The following is a 14705-nucleotide window of genomic DNA, read 5'->3' as shown; positions in this document are numbered from 1 at the left end:
GAAAGACTTGCCGTGCAGCCGCGCGGTGTTCGACGATGCCGTGATGGTTGCAGGATGGGGAGCAGGGATGGGCAAGCGGTGGTCCGACACGGGTGCGACATCGAATCGCATCGCCGATGTTGTTTCACGCAGGCGCTGGCAGCTTCTGGCCATTGCCGTGCTTGCGCTTGCCTGGGCTCTGGCGGCCCTGCGCGCGATCCGGGAACCGATGCTGATCGGCGACGAGCTGGTTCATGCCGCGCAGATCCACGATTTCCTGCATGGCCATTTCCGGGTGTTGCCCACACTGACGAATATCCCCGGCTACCACCTGCTGGTGGCCGGGTTGCTGGCGTTGGCCGGTCACGACACGCTGGCGGCCATGCGCGTCGTGAACATGGGCTTCGACCTGGCGTGCATCGGCATGTTCTATCTGCTGCGACGCGGAGTGGATCGCCGCCATGCGGCGCGGGCGACAGCGCAGTTCGCGTTCTTTCCACTGTTGTATCCCTACGGATTCCTGGTCTATACGGACATCCTGTCGGTTGCACTGGTGCTTGCCGCGCTGTGGGCGACGCGTGGTGGGCGCCATGTGCTGTCGGGTGGGATTCTGCTGCTGGCCCTGCTGGTGCGGCAGAACGATGTGGTCTGGGCTGGCTTTCTGGCCAGCTTCGCCCTGTGGCCGTTGTTGCAAGAAACGGATTGGCGGCCATGGCGGGCTGGGTACCGGATGCTGGCGATTGCATGGCCGTACCTGGCCGTGGTTGTGCTGTTTGTCGTGTACTGGGCGTGGAACGGCACCATCGTTTTCTCGAAGCCCGAGGCGCTGATCCATCCGGACATGAGTTTTCACTGGGGCAACCCGTTCTTCCTGTTGTTCGTCGCCGGCGTCCTCATGCCGCTGCAGCTGATTGGCGGGTTGCGGTGGTTCGGGCGCGAAGCATGCCGACGATACTGGCCGTGGCTGCTTCCCGTGATCGTGTTACTGGCCTACGTCACCGGCTTCAAGGTCGACAACTTCTTCAACCATGTCAGCCCCGACTATTTCATCCACAACGCGGTGCTGGTGGCGGTCGACGGGCAGCGTTGGGCCTGGTTGGGCTTCGGTCTGGTCGCCACGGTCGCCGCATGCGCGTTGGCCGGTACGCGATTCGTGCTGCCGCAGGCATGGGTGCTGTTTCCGTTCGCTGCCTTCTACTTGTCTGCCTCATGGCTGATCGACGGGCGCTACACCCTGATACCGCTGGCGTTGTGGCTGGCACTGCGTCGGCAGGATGGCAACGTCGTCGAGCGGACCACGCTGGCAGGGTGGGTCGTGCTGGCGCAGTACCTCGCCCTGGGCATGTCCGCCCGGCATTTCATGCTCTGATCCGCGCGGCCCCAAGGCGGGACGCGAAGGCGAAAAGCGTGAACGGCATCCATGGGAGCGGCGTGCCAGTCCGGCGCGATGCGGTTAGCATGCCGCATCGTTTTCCCCATTCGCTTGAGGTGCGACACGCCGCGGTGCGTCCATGCCGGCGGCCTGTCGATGCATGCGATGCCCACACGGAGTGTTCGATGATCCACAAGATGCTTTTCCTCGTAGCCGCGACGGCCGCCATGGCGGTGGCCTTGCCCGCCCACGCCACCAGCATCTCGGCCAGCGGCGGCGATGGCGCTTTCGGTGTCCAGGCCGATACGGCCTTGCTGCCGGCGCTGCACGCCAACGTGGGCTACCTGCATACCGACAGCGACCGCGGCAACGCGAAGATCTACACCGTGGGCCTGATGATCGCGCCGCCCACGCCGCTGGTGCATTGGGCGGTGGGCGCGCGCTATCAGTACCAGGACACCCGCTACGGCAGCGGTGGCGGCGTGGAACTGGGGGGCTCGTTGTTCGTTGCCACGCCGATTCCGCTGGTGTCGGTGGGCGGCTACGGTTTCTACATGCCTTCCGGCGCTGCCAACGGCCGCATCCGGCACAGCTACGACTATGGCGCGCAACTGCGCCTGAGTCTTACCCATTCGATTTACGCGTACGCCGGCTATCGCTATATGCGCACTTCGTTCGAGGGTGCGGGCAACAAGGTGCTGTACAAGGGGCCGTCGCTGGGCCTCAGTGTGGGGTTCTGACGCCAGGGCGGTTTCGCAGGGGCGCTGCAGCAGGCACAATGGGGCGCCCCGCCTCTTTCCATTTGGACGTCCATTTCCATGCAAAGCATCGAATCCCTGATCGACGACGCCTTCGAGCGCCGCAATGAACTGACCCAGAGCGAGATCGAAACCCATCTGCGCCCCGCGGTGAGCCAGGTGATCGAGCTGCTGGAAAGCGGCGAACGCCGCGTCGCCGAGCCCGACGGGAAGGGTGGCTGGACGGTCAACCAGTGGCTGAAGAAGGCGGTGCTGCTGTACTTCCGCATCAACGGCAATCGCGTGGTCGATGGCGGCCCGGCGCAGGCCTTCGACAAGGTGCCGCTGCGTTTCGCCCATGGCGACGATGCCGAGTTGCAGAACCTCGGCGCGCGCGTGGTCCCGGGCGCGTTGGTGCGCCGCGGCGCGCATATCGCCAAAGACGCGGTGCTGATGCCCAGCTACGTCAACATCGGCGCGTACGTGGGCGCAGGCAGCATGGTCGACACCTGGGCCACGGTGGGTTCCTGCGCACAGATCGGCGCGGGCGTGCATCTGTCCGGTGGTGTCGGCATCGGCGGCGTGCTGGAACCGCTGCAGGCTGGCCCGACCATCATCGAGGATGGCTGCTTCATCGGTGCGCGTTCGGAAGTGGTCGAGGGCGTAGTGGTGGAGAAAGGCAGCGTGATCGGCATGGGCGTGTTCCTGGGCCAGTCCACGCGCATCTACAACCGCGCCACCGGCGAAACCAGCTATGGCCGCATCCCTGCCGGCAGCGTGGTGGTGGCCGGCAACCTGCCGGCGAAGGACGGCTCGCACAGCCTGTACGCCGCGATCATCGTCAAGCAGGTGGACGAAAAGACGCGCAGCAAGACCGGCGTCAACGAGTTGCTGCGCAGCGCCGAGTAGGAGCCCGCATCGCGGGCGATGCAGTTGAGGTGCATCGCCCGCCTGGGAAGCTCCCGCATCCATCCAAAAGCATCGCCCGCCAGCGGGCTCCTACCGGGAACTTGGCATGACTACGCTTTACGGCCTTTCCACCTGCGATACCTGCCGCAAGGCACGCAACTGGCTCGATCGTTTCGAGGTGCCGTTCACCTTCGTGGACTACCGTGCCAACCCGGTGCCGGCGGCCACGTTGAAGGCGTGGGCGCAGCAACTCGGTGGCTGGGAGAAGCTGGTCAACAAGTCGTCGACTACCTGGCGCAACCTGTTGCCGCAGCGCAAGAACCCGGGCAGTGATCCGGAGTGGACGCTGCTATTGAAGGAATACCCGGCGCTGGTGCGCCGCCCCGTGGTGGTGCCCGAAGACGGTGCGGTGAGCGTGGGCTTCAGCGACAACGGTTTCAAGAAACTGTTCGGAAAATAGGCAGGAGGCGACGATGATCGTGCGCCTTTCCAAGATCCTGCTGCTGGCGACGATCGCGCTGTGGATCGCGCTGGTGGCGTTCGGCAATCTCACCGATTACGGCAGCAACTGGCCGTTCGTGCAGCACGTGCTGGCGATGGACACGATCTTCCCGCATGCCGGCATCCGGTACCGCGCCATCCATTCGCCACTGCTGCAGCGTGGCGCCTATGCGCTGATCATCGCGATCGAGGCGCTGGCTGCGGCGCTATGCTGGTGGGGAACGTGGCGGTTGTGGCGTGCCCGTCGCGCCAGCGCTGCGGCCTTCCATCGCGCCAAACGCGTGGCCGTGCTTGGACTCGCCGTGGGCGTGGTGCTGTGGCTTGGCGGTTTCGTGGCCGTTGGCGGGGAATGGTTCGGCATGTGGATGTCCAGCCAGTGGAATGGCATCCAGAGTGCGTTCCGCTTCGCCCTCGTATTGCTGGCGATGCTGGTCTGGCTGGGCCAGCGCGACGATGAACTGGACGATTGAGGAGCAGGCCCGTGAGCGATCACCGCATCCGCCGCTATCGCATCAACCTGCGCATCGAACGCGACAACGCCGCGTTGTATGCGCGGTTGGCGAAGGTGGCCACGGATGTGCGGTTGGCGCGCGCCTACCAGCGCATCGCCGAGGGCGAGCAGGCCAACGCGGATTTCTGGGAATCACGCCTGCGCGAACTGGGTGCGGTGGTGCCGACATCGCGCACGGGCTTGCGGGTGCGCGCGCTGGGCTGGTTCGCGCAAACCTTCGGCACCGAGTTCGTGATGCCGACCGTGGTGCGGCTGGAACACGCCGATCATGCCGAGACCCCGGTGGACCGCAATGGCCACCGCGATCATTTCGTTTCGCCCCACGTGAACCGCGGACGTGGACACAACCATCGCGCGCAAAGCGGCAACACCTTGCGTGCCGCCGTGCTCGGCGCGAATGACGGTCTGGTCTCCAACGTCAGCCTGGTGATGGGCATGGCTGGCGCGGCCAGCAGCGATCGCGCGGTGTTGCTGGCGGGGCTGGCCGGCCTGGTCGCCGGTGCCTGTTCGATGGCGTTGGGCGAATGGCTCTCGGTGAACAGCTCGCGCGAGTTCTACCAGGCGCAGATCACCGAGCGTGCCGAGCGGCTGGCGGTGGCGCCGGAGGACGGCGTGCGCCATATCGCCGGCATCTACCACGACAAGGGGCTGGGTCGTGCCGAAGCCGTGCACCTGGCCCGGCATCTCACCGAAACGCCGCGCGCGGCATTGGACACCGTGGTGCGCGAGGACCTTGGCGTCGACCCGACCGAGCTTGGCGGCTCGGCCTGGGGCGCGGCAACGTCGTCGTTCTGCCTGTTCGCCTTCGGCGCCGCGTTTCCGGTGGCGCCGTATCTGTTCCTGCATGGCCACACGGCCATGTTTGGCAGCGCGGTGGCCACCGCGGTGGGGCTGGCGCTGATCGGTACCGGCACCTCGCTGTTCACCGGCCGCGGCATGCTGTTCTCGGTCGCACGCCAATTCGCCATCACCGTGGCCGCAGCGGCCGTCACCTACGGCGTGGGGCATCTGCTGGGCCATATCGTCACGGTCTGAACGTTGCCTCGCCGCGCCCCCGCGCTTGCATGCTTGCTATGCTGCAACGTCGTTGCCACTTGCCATGCGTGCCCCATGTCCGACGTTCTCGAACTTGCCCGTGACCTGATCCGTCGCCGCTCCGTTACCCCCGACGATGCCGGTTGCCAGGAACTGCTGGCCGAGCGACTGGAACGTGCGGGTTTCCGCATCGAGCGGATGCGCCATGGCGAGGTGGACAATCTGTGGGCCGTGCATGGCGAGGGTGGGCCGACCCTGGTTTTCCTTGGTCATACCGACGTGGTGCCGAGTGGCCCGGAGCAGGCATGGCGCCATCCGCCGTTCGCCGCCGAGATCGCGGATAGCCGTCTGTACGGCCGTGGCGCCGCCGACATGAAAGGCTCGGTGGCGGCGATGACGGTGGCACTGGAGCAGTTTGTCGGCACGCATCCCCATCATCCCGGTCGCGTGGCCCTGCTGCTGACCAGCGATGAGGAAGGCCCGACCAACCTCGATGGCGTGCGTCGCGTGGCCGCGCACTTTCGCGAGCGTGGCGAGCGCATCGACTGGTGCGTGGTGGGCGAGCCGTCGGCGAAGGAAAGGCTCGGCGACCTGATTCGCGTGGGTCGGCGTGGCTCGCTTTCAGGCACGCTGACGGTGCGTGGCGTGCAGGGGCATGTCGCGTATCCGGAGAAGGCGCTGAATCCGATCCATGCCTTTGCGCCCGCACTCACCGAACTGGCTGCCGAGCGCTGGGACGAAGGCAATGCCGACTTCCCGCCGACCTCGTTCCAGGTCTCCAATCTCAATGCGGGTACCGGCGCCACCAACGTGATTCCAGGTGAGTTGAAGGCGCTGATCAATTTCCGCTTCTGCACCGCCAGCAGTGCCGACGAGCTGCGTCAGCGCACCGAAGCGATCCTGCATCGACATGGCCTGGACTTCACGCTGGAGTGGAATCTCTCCGGCGAATCCTTCCTCACGCCACCGGGCGGTTGCTTGCGTGAAACGGTGGTGGCAGTGTGCCGCGAGCTGTGCGGCATCGAGCCCGAACAGAGCACTGGTGGTGGCACGTCCGACGGGCGCTTCATCGCGCCGCTGGGTGCCGAGGTGGTCGAACTGGGGCCGGTCAACGCCACCATCCACAAGGTGGACGAATGCGTGGCCGTGGCCGATCTGGAACGTTTGCCGGAACTTTATCGCGCCGTGTGCGAACGCCTGTTGGCTTGAGCGTCCGGCAAGCCGTCAGGCGCGATCCGCTATTCGCGGCGTACCGCGAATAGCGTCGGGCACACCCTCATTTCTTGGTGATGATGACCTTGTGCATCGGGGCCAGTTTCGCCAGCAGCTTGTTCTGCGCGCGAAACGGGATCTTGTGCTGGTTCATCGCTTTCTGCAGGTCTTCGACCAGGGCATTGAAGTCTGCGCGATTCACGCCCATGCCCTTGTGCACCGATGCCATGTCGCGGCCGGTATAGGTGCAGGGGCCATCCAGGATCACGCAGAACTGGTCGACCAGTTCCTTCTTGACGTGTTCACGGTCGACATTGGCAAAGAATGGATGGGTGACCGGATCGGCCATCAGGTTGTCCATGAAGTCGTTCACCAGGGAGACCAGCCCGGGCTTGCCGCCGAACTCCTCGAAGACGGGCTTGAGTGCCGGGTCGCGTGGTGCCGAGGCTGCCATCGCGGCGGACTGGTTCGGCATCGCCATCGTGTCTTGCGCGGCGGCATGGTTGCCGAGCAGCAAGCCGGCAGCGAGAAGGGCGGTTGCAACGGAATGCTTGAGCATGGGTTTGTCCTCGAATCGAATGGCGTGGATGTCAGAAGCCGACCTGCACGGACGCATACAGACCGTGCTGGTTGTCCTTGATCACGATGTTGCCGAGATTGGCGTAGGCCAGCGTCAGCGAGACATGCTTGGTGGGCGCCCAGGCGACGAAAGCGTCGTACCAGTTGTCTTCCCTGGCAATCCCGAGGTTGTCCGGCTTCTGGCGATATTCGGCACCGATGGCCCAGTTGCGGCTGAGCAGATAGGCCGCCGAACCTTCGAACTCGGCCTGGTAGCTGTTGTTCTTGTCGCCGCCGAAGCCGAGGATGCCGAGCTGGTTGGCCTTGGTGAAGCGCACCGTGGCATCGAGCAGCAGGCTTTGCGAAAGGAACAGCTTGGTGGCGCTGATGTAATAGTCGGTGCCCTGCGAACGCTTGGCGCCGACGTACTTGACCACGGCATCCTGGTTGTTCTTCTTGTACTGCATGCCGACGGATACCTGCGGCATCCAGCTGTCCTGGTCGAGCACGGCATCGCCGAACAGGCGCACCTTCACGCCGATCACGTTCTGTTTGAAGGTGAATCCGTTGCCCAGTCCGAGCAGGCCACCCACCTTCTCGGTGTCGAAGCGCTGCTGAGCGAACGACACTTCCACGCGGTTGTACAGGCCCACCATCACGCCGGCATCGTCCAGGTGGTAATCCTGCGTGTTCACGCGGGTGTAGAACGCGTTGGCGCCGATCTGGTCATTGGTGCCGTAGCCACCGATCACTGCCCACGGCGTGAGGCCGCCACCCGCGGCGCCGCCGATTTCCGAGACGCCGCCGGTAAGCAGCAACTTGCCGCTGACATTCGCCGGTGCGCCGGACGAGCCGTCATCCGCGGCGGCCGCCAGCGACACCAGCGCGCCTGCCAGCGCGAGCCCACCGAGCGCGATGGCCCGGCTCATACGATGCTTGTGCATGATTTCCTCCCGTGTTGGCGCGAAAGCGCGCCATGCAGGAGGTACGAGGCGTCAATGCAAAAAGATGCAACGCGGCATCATCAATTTTCGCGCGCGATGTGCCAGGTGCCGTTGATGCCGTCGCCACGATGGTCGCCGGGTTTCGTGTCACCGGCATAGCGGTACAACGGTCGACCCTTGAATGCCCATTGCAGCGTGTGGTCAGGGCGGGTGATCACGCTGAGACCGGCGCCGGCATGACTGCCCGCAACCGCGGCATAGGGTGGCCAGACCGTGGCACACGGGCCGGAGCATTGGCTGTGGCCGGTGTCGCCATCGGTATCGAACGTGTACAAGCTCAGCCCGCGCGCGCCAACCAGTTCATGTTGCGCATTGGCCGAGGGCGGCGCTTCGGCGGCCATGGCGGGCGCAAGCACCATGGCGCCGACGAGGAGGAGGCAGGCAGGAAACCGGGAACGTGTCATGGCGATACTCCGTGGGTGGTGGATGGAACGCGAAGCGTCCCATCACTGATACGGTGCCGGGGACCCCAGGGATGCGACCCGGCATCGGCTCTCACGGTTGCTGTTTCGCCATCGGCCACTGCTGCGGCACCTTGCGCAGCTTCGACACGTCATAACCCAGCGTCTTGACGCGTGCGACCAGCGCGGCGTAATCCGCCGGCGATACGTTCGGTGTGCGGGCGAACACCCAGGTGTAGTCGCGCTTGTCGCGCGCCACGATCATTTCGCTGTAGTCCGGCTTCAGCCACGCCACGATGTATTGCGCCTTGAAGCCCCAGAACAGCTTCACGCCCCATACCGCGTTGCCGCTGCCTGCGTGCACGTAACCGGTGGACTGGATGTGCTTGACCGGGCCGTCGAAGCCGCCGTTGTTGAAGCGGAACGTGGTGTGGATGTTGCCGTCCGGTTGCAGCGTGTAGGTTTCCACCGCGTTGAAGGCGTGCTTCTCGAAAATGGTGGGAATGGTGGCGATGACGTACCACTTGCCCATGAAGCGCGGCAGGTCGACATGGGCGACGGGCGTGATCGGCGGCAGGTCGCTGGCGCAGGCCGCGACGGTGGCACTGCCAAGCAGCACGGTGCCGATCAGCGCGAATTTTCTGGAAGGGCGCATCGGTGGGTCTCCGTGGTGGTTGCGTTGACGTCGGCAGGGTTCACGGGCGCACGAAACGGTAGTGCGCCACCAGCCATTCCTGCCCGTCGGCGTAGCCGAACAGTTCGGCGCAGGACATCCAGAACATGCGCCAGCGCTGGAACCAAAGCGCGGCATGTTCGCCATAAGCCTGGGCCAGCACGGCCATCACCGCGTCGCGTTGGCGATCCTGTCGCTGCAGCCAGTGGTTGGCGCTCTTCTGGTAATGCGTACCGTCGACCAGCCAGCGCTGTTCGATCTGCAACGCCTGCTGGAAGTGCAGCAGGGTGTCCGCGGCCGGCATCAGTCCGCCGGTGAAGAAGTGCCGGCCCATCCAGTTGTCCTCGCCCGCGGTCTCGAACGGATACATCAGCGTGCGATGCGCGAAGATGTGCACGAACAGCTTGCCGCCGGGCTTCAGCCATTCGCCGATGCGACCCAGCAGGGTCTGGTAGTTGCGCATGTGCTCGAACATCTCCACCGACACGCAACGATCGAACTGTGCCGGTTCCAGTGCCAGCGTGTTGGCGTCCTCGGTGATCACGCGCACGTTGAGCAAGCCGCGTTGACGACACTGCGCCTCGATGTGCCGGCGCTGGTTGTGCGAATTGGACACGGCGGTGATGCGCGAGTCGGGATATTGCTCGGCCATCCACAGCGTGAGCGAACCCCAGCCGCAGCCCAGCTCAAGCACCTGCTGGCCGTTGCTCAGCTCGGCGCGCTCGCCGTACAGCCGCAGCATGGCGTCTTCCGCCTCGCCCAGCGTTTCGTTGCCCTCCGGGTAGTAGCAGCCGGAGTACTTGAGCCGTGGCCCGAGGCAGAGGCGGAAGAAGTCCGCCGGCAATTCGTAGTGCTGCGCATTGGCCGCGTCGGTGTGGATCGCCACCGGGCTGTGGCGCAGTTCGGCGATGCGCTGGTCGAAGCGTTCGGCTTGCGCGGCGATGCCACCGCTGCGTTCTTCGCGCAGGCGTTGCGCGCACCACTTGCGGATGCCGTGGCGCAACAGCGCGTCGGGGATCAGGCCGCGCTCGGCCAGTCCAAGCACGCCGGCGGCCGGGCGGTCTTGCGCCAGTTCCGCCTGCGCCAATTCGGGATGTTCGATCGAGACGGTGTTCATGACGTCAATTCCTCGATTCACGGGAAGTTTTGGGAAACCACGGAAACAGCATCGGCGTGCTGCGCTGGTAGGCGCGGTAGTCTTCGCCGCGCGTGCGCAGGGCCTGCGCTTCGGTCCAGGGAATGCCGCTGATCCAGCGCAGGAATACGTACATCAGCAGCGGTCCGGACCACGCCAGCCAGCCGAATGGCGCACCCACCGCGAAACACACGTAGGCGAACCAGTGCAGCCATTCGAAGAAGTAGTTCGGATGCCGCGAATAGCGCCACAGGCCGTCGCGGCAGGTCTTGCCACGGTTCAGCGGGTACCTGCGGAATCGCGCGAGTTGGCGGTCGGCGGTGGACTCGCCCAGCACGCTGACAAGCCAGATGACGACGCCGATGATCAGCCAGCCGGGTACGCGCGAGGCGTTGGCCGACACCGCCACGAATGGCAGCGCGAACAGCACGATCAGCGCGGCCTGGAACTGGAAGAACGCGAACAGTTTTCCCTGATGGCCGTGCCAGTACGCGCGCATCTGCGCATAGCGACCATCTTCTTTCTCGTGGCCGACGCGCTGCCACAGGTGCCATGCCAGTCGTGCGCCCCACAGGCAGCCACAGACGGCAAGCAGGATGCGTGGAATGGATGCGCCGGTGCCGCACAGCGCCAGCCACACCGCACCGCCGCCCAGGCCCGCGGCCCAGAGCGCATCGACAATGCCGGTATTGCGGTGGCGCCGTTGCCAGCGCCAGCCCAGCGTCATCATCACGGCCGCGAACAGCCACAGCAGCAGCAACGCCAGCCACGGATTCATGACGCGCTCCGCAGTACGGCCGGGTTCGGCTGCTGCGACCAGCGTCGAGTCAGCACGGTCAGCAGCGGCAGCGTGATGCCCCAGCCCAGCGCCAGCCACAGCAGCGCATGCCACGCCGGAGGCGTGAAACTCACCGCATGCCAGCCGCGCGCGGCGCCGAGGTAGGCCATCGGACCGCCGATGGCGCCGAACACGGCGGCCAGCCATGGTCGTCCCTGCAGATAGCCGAACAGCGGCACGATGGTGAGCGCGAAGGCCAGCCACAAGGCAAGAATCCACGCAGGTGCTATCCCGGCCGGCCATGCCGCGGCGTAGACCAGCAGGCCACTGCGCACCAGCACGCCGTCGAACACCAGGCCGAGCACGAAGGCCAGTCCCATCAAGCGCAGCTCCACATCACGCGCCGTCGATACGCCAAGCCGCCATGCGGCGAACAGCGCGACGGCCAGCAGGGCCGGCCATGTGTGCCCGCGACCGGCGCCGATCACGCTGATGAACCACGCCGCCTCGTAGGCGATCAGGGTGATCCAGAACTTCATGTGGTCAGTTCCGCGGCGCCGCGGTGGAAGCCGGGCCTGGCCAGCAGCAGATGCGACACGCCGATCGAGCGCTCGCGAAAGCCGCCTTCGCAGTAGGCCAGGTAGAACTCCCAGCGACGGATGAAGCGGTCATCGAAGCCTTGCGCGCGTACTTCGTCCAGGCGGGCCATGAAGCGCTGGCGCCAGGCGTGCAGGGTGCGCGCGTAGGAGTCGCCGAAATCCTGTTGTGCGATCAGGCCCAGGTCGCTGGCGCGGGTCTTTGCTGCCAGCATTGCGCTGATCGAGGGAATGAAGCTGCCCGGGAACACGTGGCGCTTGATGAAATCCACCGAATGCAGCGCCTGTTCGTAGCGGTGATCCTCGATGGTGATGGCCTGCAACAGGGCGAGGCCGTTCGGCTTGAGCAGGCTGCCGATTTTTGCGAAATAGACGTCCAGGTATTCCGCGCCGATGGCTTCGATCATCTCGATCGAGACCAGCTTGTCGTAGCTTCCTTCAAGATCGCGGTAATCCTTGAGCAGCAAGGTCACGCGATCCTGCAGGCCGGCTTCGGCCACGCGCGCCTTGGCCAGTGCGTGCTGCTCGCGCGAGATGGTGGTGGTGGTGACGTGGCAGCCGTAATGCCGCGCCGCGTGCACTGCAAAGCCGCCCCAGCCGGTGCCGATCTCCACCACGCGGTCGCCCGGCTTGAGTTCGAGCTGGTGGCAGATGGTTTCCAGCTTGCGGAACGAGGCTGCTTCCAGCGTGTCGTTGGCGCCGGCCCACAGTGCCGAGGAATACATCAGGTCCGGCGACAGGAACAGCTTGAAGAAATCATTGCCGAGGTCGTAGTGCGCAGCGATGTTGCGGCGGCTGCCGCTGAGCGTGTTGCGTTGCAGGGCGTGCCACGCACGCAGCGCCATGCCGCCGAGCCGGGCCAGCCCGGTTTCCATGCCGTCGAGCAGGTCGCGGTTGCGCACCAGCAGCTGGATCAGGCCGACCAGGTCGTCACACTCCCACAGGCCATCCATCCACGCTTCGCCCGCGCCGACGCTGCCGTTGGCGGCCAGCGCGCGGTAGAAGCCGGGGCCGAGCACGTCGACATGCACGATCAGCTCCGCGTGCCCGCTCGCCGGCGTGCCCAGCACCACGCTGCCCTGCGCATCGCGCAACAACAGGCGACCGTGCTGCAGTCCCTGCATCTGCGCGATCAGTCGCTGGCGCAGAAATCGGTCGAGGGCGCTGTATGGAGTGGCGGTGTCGACAGCCGGTTTGACGATGGCGTTCATGCGTGGGCCTCAGATCGATGACGGGTGGTCGTGGACGGGGTTGCGTTTCAGCCACAGCCGAAGCGCCTGCCAGTAGATGGCGCCGACGACCTGGCCGGTCATCAGCGGATAGCGCCACAGCACGCGGGCCAGCGCCGGGCCGGTCAGCGGGCGGCGTTGCAGGTGCAGGTGGGCATCGAACTCGCGCGCGCCGTCGCGCAGCACGTCCATGTGCACATGCAGTTCGTCGCCGGGCGGGGTGAAGCGCCAGCGGTAGCCGCGATCCATCGGCATGAAGGGCGAGACGTGGAAGATCTTCGGAAACGTCCAGGTCAGTGCGCGGCCATGCACCTGGGCGGTTTCCACCGGCAGCACGTAGGCGTGGCGTTCCTTCCACGGGATATTGGTGATTTCGGCCACGATGCAGTCCAGCGTCTGGCCGTCCGGCGCGTAGCAGTAGTAGAAGCTGACCGGATTGAACACCAGCCCGGCGTAGCGCAAGTGCGCAAGCAGGCGGATCGGTCCTTCGGGACGACGACCGATGACCTGCTCCACGCGTCGACGCACCGCTTCGGCCAGCGGCAGTTCGCTCGGCCCCAGGTAATCGCTGCGACGAAATTCGGCGATGTTGCGGCGGCCGTTCGACCACAGCCAGCGCTGCTCGAACACGCGATCCACTTCGTCCAGGTCCAGATACAACTGCGCCATGCGGTAACTGAAAGCATGCGGATTCGGCGCATGCCGGCGATGGATTACCGTGCCTTCGTAGACGGCACTGGCCAACGGCTGTGGCGCGATGGCCACGCGGGTAGGGCGCGCGGTCATGCCACCAGCTCCAATTTCGGGCGACGTGCCACGGCAGGCACGGCGTCGGTCCATGACGCCCCCAGTGCCGCGGCCACTTCAACTGCACTGCGCATGCCGTCCTCGTGGAAACCCCAGCCCCAGTACGCGCCGGCAAACCAGCTGCGGCGCTGGCCCTGGATCTCCGCCTTGCGTGCCTGCGCGGCGACCGAGGCGTGGCTGTACAGCGGATGGTGGTAGCGCATGCGCGCCAGCACCTTGTCCGGATCGATCGCTGCCGTGCGATTGAGCGTGACCACGAACGGCGCGGGCGCATCGATGCCTTGCAGCAGGTTCATGCAGTAGCTGACCGTGCAGGCATCGTCCGGATCGCGCGGGATGAAGGCGTTCCACGCCGCCCAGGCCTTGCGCCGGCGCGGCAACAGCGACGCATCGGTGTGCAGCACGGTGTCGTTGGCCTGGTACGGCATGGCACCGAGGATCTCGCGCTCGCGTTCGCCGGCATCGGCCAGCAGTGTCAGTGCCTGATCGCTGTGGCAGGCCAGCACGAGCTGGTCGAAGCGCTGGCTGTCCGTGGCGGTGTGCACGTCCACGCCATCGGCATGGCGATGCACCGCATGCACCGGGCAACCCAGCCGCTCGCGCACGTTCCAGCGCGCGCGCAGGGCACGCACATAACTGGACGAGCCGCCGCGCACCACGCGCCACTCGGGCCGGCCACTGACCTGCAGCATCTGGTGGTTGGCCATGAACTGCACCAGGTAGCGCGCGGGGAACGTCAGGATCTGCGCCGAGGGTGACGACCACAGCGCGGATGCCATTGGCAGCAGGTGCTCGTCGCGGAATGCCGCGCCGTAGCGATGCTCGGCCAGCCAGTCGCCCAGCGTGGGTCCGGGTTCGGGCGCGTCCAGCAGCGATGGTGCCTCGCGGTAAAAACGGAACAGGTCGCGCACCATGCCGTGGAAGCGTGGCGAGAGCAGGTTGCGGCGCTGGCAGAACAGCGTGTCCAGCGTGGCGGCGTTGTATTCCAGGCCGCTGACTTCGTTGCGCACCGAGAAGCTCATCGTGGTCGGCTGTGAGACCACGCCCAGCTCGTCGAACAGTCGCGTCAGCAGCGGGTAGTGCACCGGGTTGTGCACGATGAAGCCGCTGTCCACGGCATAGCGACGGCCGTGCAGTTCGACGTGATGGGTATGCGTGTGGCCACCGATATAGTCGTTCGCCTCGAACAGCGTCACCTCGTGCCGGCGCGACAGCAGCCACGCCGAAGCCATGCCCGCAATACCCGAACCCACGACTGCGATGCGCAT

17 protein-coding genes are annotated in these 14705 nt (G+C 65.7%); 7 read left to right on the top strand and 10 right to left on the bottom strand.

Annotation, left to right across the window (positions count from 1 at the left end):
• Positions 1 to 67 precede the first annotated feature (67 nt).
• From BMY90_RS11105 to dapE, 7 genes are all read left to right on the top strand, one after another.
• A complete protein-coding gene (locus BMY90_RS11105; RefSeq protein WP_175481558.1) occupies positions 68 to 1348 on the top strand; it encodes a Dol-P-Glc:Glc(2)Man(9)GlcNAc(2)-PP-Dol alpha-1,2-glucosyltransferase in 1281 nt (426 codons plus the stop codon).
• A 188-nt stretch (positions 1349 to 1536) separates the two neighbouring features.
• Positions 1537 to 2091: a YfaZ family outer membrane protein gene (locus BMY90_RS17235; RefSeq protein ID WP_175481557.1), complete on the top strand. Its 555-nt coding sequence runs from the start codon at positions 1537 to 1539 to the stop codon at positions 2089 to 2091.
• Between the two features lie 78 nt (positions 2092 to 2169).
• A complete protein-coding gene (gene dapD, locus BMY90_RS11095) occupies positions 2170 to 2997 on the top strand; it encodes a 2,3,4,5-tetrahydropyridine-2,6-dicarboxylate N-succinyltransferase (RefSeq protein WP_008216871.1) in 828 nt (275 codons plus the stop codon).
• A gap of 106 nt (positions 2998 to 3103) precedes the next feature.
• A complete protein-coding gene (locus BMY90_RS11090) occupies positions 3104 to 3457 on the top strand; it encodes a Spx/MgsR family RNA polymerase-binding regulatory protein (protein WP_008216874.1) in 354 nt (117 codons plus the stop codon).
• A 13-nt stretch (positions 3458 to 3470) separates the two neighbouring features.
• Positions 3471 to 3968, top strand: coding sequence for a DUF2165 family protein (locus tag BMY90_RS11085; protein ID WP_008216876.1), 498 nt, complete (start codon positions 3471 to 3473; stop codon positions 3966 to 3968).
• An 11-nt stretch (positions 3969 to 3979) separates the two neighbouring features.
• Positions 3980 to 5044 (top strand): VIT1/CCC1 transporter family protein, encoded by a 1065-nt coding sequence (locus BMY90_RS11080; RefSeq protein WP_008216878.1) that lies wholly within the window; start codon positions 3980 to 3982, stop codon positions 5042 to 5044.
• A 75-nt stretch (positions 5045 to 5119) separates the two neighbouring features.
• Positions 5120 to 6253, top strand: coding sequence for a succinyl-diaminopimelate desuccinylase (dapE, locus tag BMY90_RS11075; RefSeq protein WP_092703979.1), 1134 nt, complete (start codon positions 5120 to 5122; stop codon positions 6251 to 6253).
• 67 nt (positions 6254 to 6320) lie between these two features.
• Here dapE and BMY90_RS11070 read toward each other — a convergent pair whose 3' ends face one another.
• From BMY90_RS11070 to BMY90_RS11025, 10 genes are all read right to left on the bottom strand, one after another.
• Positions 6321 to 6815, bottom strand: coding sequence for a group I truncated hemoglobin (locus tag BMY90_RS11070; protein WP_092703977.1), 495 nt, complete (start codon positions 6813 to 6815; stop codon positions 6321 to 6323).
• A 31-nt stretch (positions 6816 to 6846) separates the two neighbouring features.
• Entirely contained in the window at positions 6847 to 7758 is a 912-nt protein-coding gene (locus BMY90_RS11065) for a DUF3034 family protein (RefSeq protein ID WP_092703975.1), read from the bottom strand.
• 80 nt (positions 7759 to 7838) lie between these two features.
• Entirely contained in the window at positions 7839 to 8222 is a 384-nt protein-coding gene (locus BMY90_RS11060) for a COG4315 family predicted lipoprotein (protein WP_008216887.1), read from the bottom strand.
• 91 nt (positions 8223 to 8313) lie between these two features.
• Complete coding sequence (locus BMY90_RS11055) at positions 8314 to 8874, bottom strand: lipocalin family protein (protein WP_092703973.1); 561 nt, start codon at positions 8872 to 8874, stop codon at positions 8314 to 8316.
• Between the two features lie 40 nt (positions 8875 to 8914).
• Entirely contained in the window at positions 8915 to 10009 is a 1095-nt protein-coding gene (locus BMY90_RS11050) for an SAM-dependent methyltransferase (RefSeq protein WP_245735022.1), read from the bottom strand.
• Between the two features lie 4 nt (positions 10010 to 10013).
• On the bottom strand, positions 10014 to 10805 hold the full coding sequence (locus BMY90_RS11045) for a DUF1295 domain-containing protein (RefSeq protein ID WP_092703972.1): 792 nt from the start codon (positions 10803 to 10805) through the stop codon (positions 10014 to 10016).
• Complete coding sequence (locus BMY90_RS11040) at positions 10802 to 11344, bottom strand: DUF2878 domain-containing protein (RefSeq protein ID WP_092703970.1); 543 nt, start codon at positions 11342 to 11344, stop codon at positions 10802 to 10804. Before BMY90_RS11040 ends, BMY90_RS11045 begins: the two co-directional genes overlap by 4 nt.
• Entirely contained in the window at positions 11341 to 12612 is a 1272-nt protein-coding gene (locus tag BMY90_RS11035; protein ID WP_092703968.1) for an SAM-dependent methyltransferase, read from the bottom strand. The genes BMY90_RS11040 and BMY90_RS11035 overlap by 4 nt, the downstream gene beginning before the upstream one ends.
• Positions 12613 to 12621: 9 nt before the next feature.
• Positions 12622 to 13416 (bottom strand): DUF1365 domain-containing protein, encoded by a 795-nt coding sequence (locus BMY90_RS11030; RefSeq protein WP_092703967.1) that lies wholly within the window; start codon positions 13414 to 13416, stop codon positions 12622 to 12624.
• Positions 13413 to 14705 carry an NAD(P)/FAD-dependent oxidoreductase gene (locus tag BMY90_RS11025; RefSeq protein WP_092703965.1) on the bottom strand — a complete coding sequence of 431 codons (1293 nt, stop codon included), beginning with the start codon at positions 14703 to 14705 and terminating at the stop codon, positions 13413 to 13415. The genes BMY90_RS11030 and BMY90_RS11025 overlap by 4 nt, the downstream gene beginning before the upstream one ends.

The organism is Rhodanobacter glycinis (assembly GCF_900114325.1).
Lineage (GTDB): Bacteria > Pseudomonadota > Gammaproteobacteria > Xanthomonadales > Rhodanobacteraceae > Rhodanobacter_A > Rhodanobacter_A glycinis.
The sequence above is the reverse complement of the archived record's forward strand: the minus strand, read 5'-3'. Positions and strand labels throughout refer to the sequence as shown.

Bases quoted from the DNA above. Each gene is read 5' to 3' on its own strand.
- BMY90_RS11040 (WP_092703970.1), bottom strand. From the start codon at position 11,344: ATGAAGTTCTGGATCACCCTGATCGCCTACGAGGCGGCGTGGTTCATC.
- BMY90_RS11090 (WP_008216874.1), top strand. From the start codon at position 3,104: ATGACTACGCTTTACGGCCTTTCCACCTGCGATACCTGCCGCAAGGCA.
- BMY90_RS11065 (WP_092703975.1), bottom strand. From the start codon at position 7,758: ATGCACAAGCATCGTATGAGCCGGGCCATCGCGCTCGGTGGGCTCGCG.
- BMY90_RS11025 (WP_092703965.1), bottom strand. From the start codon at position 14,705: ATGCGCATCGCAGTCGTGGGTTCGGGTATTGCGGGCATGGCTTCGGCG.
- BMY90_RS11045 (WP_092703972.1), bottom strand. From the start codon at position 10,805: ATGAATCCGTGGCTGGCGTTGCTGCTGCTGTGGCTGTTCGCGGCCGTG.
- dapE (WP_092703979.1), top strand. From the start codon at position 5,120: ATGTCCGACGTTCTCGAACTTGCCCGTGACCTGATCCGTCGCCGCTCC.
- BMY90_RS11030 (WP_092703967.1), bottom strand. From the start codon at position 13,416: ATGACCGCGCGCCCTACCCGCGTGGCCATCGCGCCACAGCCGTTGGCC.
- BMY90_RS11035 (WP_092703968.1), bottom strand. From the start codon at position 12,612: ATGAACGCCATCGTCAAACCGGCTGTCGACACCGCCACTCCATACAGC.
- BMY90_RS11050 (WP_245735022.1), bottom strand. From the start codon at position 10,009: ATGAACACCGTCTCGATCGAACATCCCGAATTGGCGCAGGCGGAACTG.
- BMY90_RS11060 (WP_008216887.1), bottom strand. From the start codon at position 8,222: ATGACACGTTCCCGGTTTCCTGCCTGCCTCCTCCTCGTCGGCGCCATG.
- BMY90_RS11105 (WP_175481558.1), top strand. From the start codon at position 68: ATGGGCAAGCGGTGGTCCGACACGGGTGCGACATCGAATCGCATCGCC.
- BMY90_RS17235 (WP_175481557.1), top strand. From the start codon at position 1,537: ATGATCCACAAGATGCTTTTCCTCGTAGCCGCGACGGCCGCCATGGCG.
- dapD (WP_008216871.1), top strand. From the start codon at position 2,170: ATGCAAAGCATCGAATCCCTGATCGACGACGCCTTCGAGCGCCGCAAT.
- BMY90_RS11055 (WP_092703973.1), bottom strand. From the start codon at position 8,874: ATGCGCCCTTCCAGAAAATTCGCGCTGATCGGCACCGTGCTGCTTGGC.
- BMY90_RS11070 (WP_092703977.1), bottom strand. From the start codon at position 6,815: ATGCTCAAGCATTCCGTTGCAACCGCCCTTCTCGCTGCCGGCTTGCTG.
- BMY90_RS11085 (WP_008216876.1), top strand. From the start codon at position 3,471: ATGATCGTGCGCCTTTCCAAGATCCTGCTGCTGGCGACGATCGCGCTG.